Genomic DNA, 5,607 nt, shown 5'->3' with positions numbered 1-5,607 from the left:
ATGATGGGTGCGGTTGCGGTACTGTCCTCCCACTCCAGCACCGGCAGATCCAAGCGCCGCCGCACATGGTCCTCGACATCTTCACGGATTCTCTCCGGGATCAGGCTGGCATTCAGAGTGACCACGGGCCGCTGGTTGGTGGCCAGCTTGCATGCCGCATCGGCCACAATCAGGAAGTCACCGGTTTCCAGGTCCATTTCCACCAGCGAAACGGTTGCTTCGGGCTCATATCCCTCAAGGTTCCGCGCCACGTTCTCAGGAATCCGGAGCCGGTCGCCCGGGGTCGGGCGATGCTCAAACTCCTGCGTCCAGTCCGCGACCTTCGATCTGCTATCCTTGACGACAACTTGGTATATGGTTTTCGTTTTCATAATGGTTTCTACAGGTTTGATAGTAGAACATCGCTTGCCGGATGATTCAAGGAATTCTTTCCGTCCGACCCTGCTCCACTGCGGTGAAAAGACGCTGTGCGCCCACGTCATTGTGACAGCGGCGAGAGCAGGTGGGAAAGCGTCTCGGCGTCGATCTTGAGCTTGCTGGTCTCGTCGGAGAGGAGGGCTTCGACGAGGGCGGACTTGTGTTTCTGGAGGTCGAGGATGCGGTCCTCGATGGTGCCGCGGCAGACGAGCTTGTGGACGAAGACGGGCTTGGTCTGGCCGATGCGGTGGGCGCGGTCGGTGGCCTGGTTCTCGGCGGCGGGGTTCCACCACGGGTCGTAGTGGATGACGGTGTCGGCGGCGGTGAGGTTAAGGCCGGTGCCGCCGGCTTTGAGCGAGATGAGGAAGACGGGGGTCTCGCCTTGCTGGAATTTTTTGACCAACGAAGCGCGGTCCTGGGTCTGGCCGGTGAGTTTCAGATAGGGGATCTTTTCCTTCTCCAGATGCTCCTCGATGAGGGCGAGCATGGAGGTGAAGGTGGAGAATAACAGGATGCGGCGGCCTTCCTCGATCAGGGTGGGGAGGAGCTCGGCGGTGAGGTAGTCTAGCTTGGCGGACTCGGTGACTTTCTGCGCGGCGGGGGTTTTGAGCAGTTGCGGGTGGCAGCAGATCTGACGGAGCTTGAGCAGCGCGTCGAGGACGATGATGTGGGACTTGGCGAGGCCCTTGGCGGCGATGGCGTCGCGGACGCGCTTGTCCATGGCGGCGCGGACGGATTCGTAGAGGTCGGTCTGTTTCTTGGACAGGTCGATGCCGTGGATGATCTCGGTCTTGGCAGGGAGCTCGGTGGCGACCTGGTCCTTGGTGCGGCGGAGGATGAGCGGGGAGACGCGGCGGTTGAGGGCGAGCTGGGCGTCGCCGGAGCGGTCGCGCTCGATGGGGCGGCGGAGGTGGCTGTTGAAGGTTTTCTCGTCGGATAGAAATCCGGGCATGAGGAAGCGCATCAGGCTCCAGAGCTCGCCGAGGTGGTTTTCCATGGGCGTGCCGGAGAGGCAGACGCGGTGGGCGGCCTTGAGTTTGCAGGCGTTCTGGGCGGCGAGGGCCTTGGGATTCTTGATGTATTGCGCCTCGTCGAGGATGAGGATGTGCCAGTCTTGTTTCGAGAGTTGCTCGAAATCGCGGGTGAGCAGCGGATAGGAGGTGAGGACGATGTCGGCCTTTTTGATCTTGCCGAACTCGGCGGCGCGGTCCTGACCCTGGAGGACGAGCACCTTGAGCTTGGGAGTGAATTTCGCGGCTTCGTCCGCCCAGTTAGGAACGACCGAGGTGGGGGCGATGACGAGCGAGGGCAGGCCGGGCTTTTTAGCGCGCTCGGCGGCGAGGTGGGCGAGCGTCTGGACGGTTTTGCCGAGGCCCATGTCGTCGGCGAGGATGCCATGGAGGCCGTGGGCGGCGAGGAACTGGAGCCAGCGGAAGCCTTCCGCCTGATAGGGGCGGAGCTCGGCGCGGACGGTTTTGGGGATTTCCGCCGGCGGCAGGGCGGTGATGTTTTTGAGGCTGTGGCCGAGCTTGGCGAGGGCGCGGGTGGTCTCAGAGGAGTCGATGGCGAGGGTGTCGGCCACGCCGGCGGCGGCGAGGCGGTCCATGCGGATCGGGCCGTCGCCCGAGGCATTGCCGTGGAACAGGTGGCGGACTTGATCGACGATTTCCAGCAGGCGGCGGGCGGGAAAGCGGATGAATCCGTCCTCGGGGTTTTCGCACGGCAGGGTGATGAACTCGGGGAGATCCGGGGAGTCGGCGGACGGGAAATCCTGGCGGATCGCGTCGGCGATGATGGGGATGAGGCTGAGTTTTTTACCACCGAGCTCGAAGGAGATGTCGAAGCGGAACCAGTCGATGCCGTGGTCCGGATCGGCCTCGATGGCGGGGAAGAATTCGCTGGCGTCGTGGGCGGTTAGGCCGGACTTGGGATCGATCTCGATGGTCCATCCGGCGTTGCGGAGTTTCTGCATTTCCGGGCCTTCCAACAGATTCAGCCAGGCGAGCTGCGGGGTGGGCAGCGGCACGGCGGGGACGCAGGAATAGAGCGCGGCGATGTCGAGATGCACGGGCGCGAGGATTTCGGACAGGGCGATGAAGCCGACGTTCATCAGTCGCTTGGCCAAGGTGTGCTCGGCCTTGAAATCGCGGGGCCAGACGACGCGCTTGCCGCCGCGGATCTCCACATGGCTCTCGACATGGCCCTTGGCGAGCGGCGAGAGCGACGGGCTGTCGGTATAACGAAATGAAAGCTGGCCGATGGTGAAGGTCTGCTGGTCCCATCTGCCGCCGAGGACGCGGGAATGGACGCGAAGGTGGGGCTGCGGTGACGAGGCGGGGCGAGTCTCGGTTTCCATCCTGACCGGCGCGGGCAGGGTGGCGGCGGCGATGGCGGAGAAGCGGGTGGAGATGACGGCTAGATTGTTGGCGGAAACGACAGGGCCGTTTTGCCAGGCGGCGAGCACGGCGCCGGAGAGCTCGCTTTCAAGCAGGCCGAGGGTGGCGGTGGCGGCATCGAAATACCGGGGCGGCTGGGTGGGCAGGATGATGATGTCGGGGTTTTCGCAACGCAGCACCGGCCGGGCGCTGCCATCCGGTGAAGTTCTCCAAGTGGCTTCCACCGACACGGCCGGGCCGAGGGTGACCGGGCGGTAATCGCCAGCATTGCTCTTCCGGTAGGTCTCGACTCCGTAAAACAAGCGCCCGGTCGCGCTGGCACCTTCCAGGAGGTCCTCCCAATCGGATCCTTGGAGCGGCATGTCGTTCCAGAGATGAAGCTTGCGATAGCGCTGGTGATAGAGGGAGGCGACGAAGAGGTCCTCGCGCGTCATGTATTTCGGCGGTTTCGAGGGGTCGGCACTGGCGCGGGAGTCGGAAATGGTGACGCTGCCGTTTTTCTGGCGGGTGCCGACGCGCATGACGAAGTTCAACCTGGAGCCTGCCTGATAGACCGGTTGCTCGATGCAGTAGGCGAGGAAGCGGTTCTCGGGCTTGGCGACCGGCACGGCGGACTGCGCGCGACCGGCTTCGGCGGCTTTTTCGATTTCCTTCAGCCAGTCGCGGAGCTCGGGCGCGAGCTGCGGAGTGCCGCTGCCGAAAACGTTTACTTTCCCGCGGGCGAGCTCGAACGAGATCAGGGCAAGCAGCGCGGCGGCGTGCTTGCAGTGGAAGCCCACCGGACAGGAACACTCGGGCTCGGCGCTCCAAATCCCGCGCTTCTCGCGGAACAGAATGTCTGCCAGATAAGGCCTCGGCGAGGTGCCGTGGACGCTGGCCTCGACGAAGACTCCGCGCCCTTCAGGGTCGTGGGTGATCTTGACTTGCTTGATGAGCCGCTCGGAAATGTAGGCTTGGCTCCGCAACAAGGTGGTCGGGTTGAAATCATTTTGCCACCTGTCCGCGACGATCCATTCACGGAGGCCCGGGACTTGGTTGAGATGGGAAAAATCGAGTGACATGGACGATCCGGGCTCGCACGGGGAAGATCGACCGTGGTGGCCCGGATCGTCAATGTCAGAACTGATGCCGGTGACCGGAATTGAGGGTTCCGGTTTTCCGGCGTCAGCCGCGCGGCCTTATTATTCCGCGTGATGTCCGGTGTCGGAGTCGTCCTTTTTTTCATCCGTATCCTGCAGCGCCTTGAGGATCGGGCAGTCGGCCATGAACTCCTTGCCCGCCTCCATGTGTCGCAGCATGTGCTTTGTCATCAGGTCCTGCATTTTCTCCCGGTGCGCGTTCATGGCGATCCGTTGCTCCGCCATGAGGGTGACGAGGGCGGTCATCTGTTCCATTTTCTTGTCGTCGGGAGCGCTCTTCAGCTTGGCGAGTTGCTCGGTGAGGGCGGCGTCCTGAGCCTTGAAGGCTTCCATCATTTGCTGTCTTTGCCCGGTCATTTCCCGGCAATATCCCATCATTTTGCCTTTCATCATTCCTCGTCCTCCAGGGCCTTGGGCCTGGACGGGAGAGCAGACGGCCAGCGCCAGGATCAGGGCTGAACGGATCAGGATGTGGTTATCGGTGTGGAGTTTCATTTTTTTGGTCCTTTCGATTTTTGGTGAGTCCCGGCTGGAAGTGCATTTGATATTCCGGGATTTGAGCCGGACAACATAGCACGGATGCGGGGGCCGTTCAAATCACTTCGGCAATCGCCCCGATTTGAGTTGCAGCGCGAACGGCGGGGGCATTCCCTCCGCTTGTTGCCTTCGGAAAGTTCAAACCACGCAGTCCTCGATCCCCCGATGAATTTCCGCGTCACCTGCGAGCTGGATTACACGCTTCAGGACTCCGCGACTTTTCTTTTCGCGATCCAATGCCTCAAGGCGGGCGGGCAGAAAATTCTCGACGAATCGCTGGTCACCGACCCCGGCCTGCCGGTGGAGGAGTTCGGCATCGGGATGAATCGCTTTGCGCGGATCAGGGCGACCGGACCGGGAGCGTTGCAAATTTCCTATCAGGCGAATGTCCGTACCTCGGCGCGCGTCGTGCCGGTGGGCGCCTTGCGCACGGACGGCCCGGACATTCTGAGCCCCGCGGCCATGCCATTCCTGTTCCCGAGCCGCTACTGCCAGTCCGACCGGCTCAGGCAGCAGGCGCAGGATCTCTTCGGGCATTTGAAAACGGCGCACGCCGTCGCAGCCGCGGTGAGCGACTGGATTTTCGCGAACATCTCCTACGTCGGCGGGAGTTCGGGTGAAACGTGCTCGGCAATCGAAACATACGAGCGCCGGGAGGGCGTGTGCCGGGACTTCGCGCATCTGGGCATCGCCTTCTGCCGCGTGCTCAACGTGCCGGCGCGCTACGCGACCTACTATGCCTATCAGCTAAACCCGCCGGATTTCCACGCCTGCTTCGAGGCCTTCATCGGCGGCGACTGGTTCGTCTTCGACGCCACCCGCCACGCGCCGCTCAACGGCCTGGTCCGCATCGCCACCGGTCGGGACGCGGCGGACACGGCGGTCTGCACGATTTTCGGCAACCCGGAACTCACGCGCAGCTACGTTTCCTGCGAGTGTCTGGACGGCGGCTTCATCCCGGTGACCCGCGAGAGCCTGGCGGCGCGGGATGAAGCCATCGTCCTGGACTAGTGCACCGTTTCCTTAGTGACTGTGCGTTTGGATTTGATAAGACTTGGTTAGTTGGATGATCCGCCGCAGTTTCTCAGGACCTTTCGTCCAGACAAACGGGCCGCAGG

Annotated in this window: 4 protein-coding genes; 1 reads left to right on the top strand and 3 read right to left on the bottom strand. The window is 62.8% G+C overall.

Annotated features, from left to right (window positions below; genetic code table 11):
- From AC4DF4_RS17660 to AC4DF4_RS17650, 3 genes are all read right to left on the bottom strand, one after another.
- On the bottom strand, positions 1 to 371 hold a 371-nt coding region (locus AC4DF4_RS17660; protein ID WP_490049424.1), incomplete at its 3' end, for a hypothetical protein.
- A gap of 107 nt (positions 372 to 478) precedes the next feature.
- Positions 479 to 3,874, bottom strand: a complete 3,396-nt coding sequence (locus AC4DF4_RS17655; RefSeq protein WP_490049423.1) for an SNF2-related protein — start codon at positions 3,872 to 3,874, stop codon at positions 479 to 481.
- 120 nt (positions 3,875 to 3,994) lie between these two features.
- On the bottom strand, positions 3,995 to 4,447 hold the full coding sequence (locus tag AC4DF4_RS17650; RefSeq protein WP_490049422.1) for a hypothetical protein: 453 nt from the start codon (positions 4,445 to 4,447) through the stop codon (positions 3,995 to 3,997).
- Between the two features lie 207 nt (positions 4,448 to 4,654).
- Between AC4DF4_RS17650 and AC4DF4_RS17645 the strand changes: the two genes are divergently transcribed.
- Positions 4,655 to 5,500, top strand: coding sequence for a transglutaminase-like domain-containing protein (locus AC4DF4_RS17645; RefSeq protein WP_490049421.1), 846 nt, complete (start codon positions 4,655 to 4,657; stop codon positions 5,498 to 5,500).
- The last annotated feature ends 107 nt before the right edge of the window (positions 5,501 to 5,607 follow it).

Source organism: Luteolibacter sp. (genome assembly GCF_058122085.1).
Note: the sequence above shows the minus strand (reverse complement) of the source record. Positions and strands in the feature narration are given on the sequence as shown.

Bases quoted from the DNA above. Each gene is read 5' to 3' on its own strand.
- AC4DF4_RS17650 (WP_490049422.1), bottom strand. From the start codon at position 4,447: ATGAAACTCCACACCGATAACCACATCCTGATCCGTTCAGCCCTGATC.
- AC4DF4_RS17645 (WP_490049421.1), top strand. From the start codon at position 4,655: ATGAATTTCCGCGTCACCTGCGAGCTGGATTACACGCTTCAGGACTCC.
- AC4DF4_RS17655 (WP_490049423.1), bottom strand. From the start codon at position 3,874: ATGTCACTCGATTTTTCCCATCTCAACCAAGTCCCGGGCCTCCGTGAA.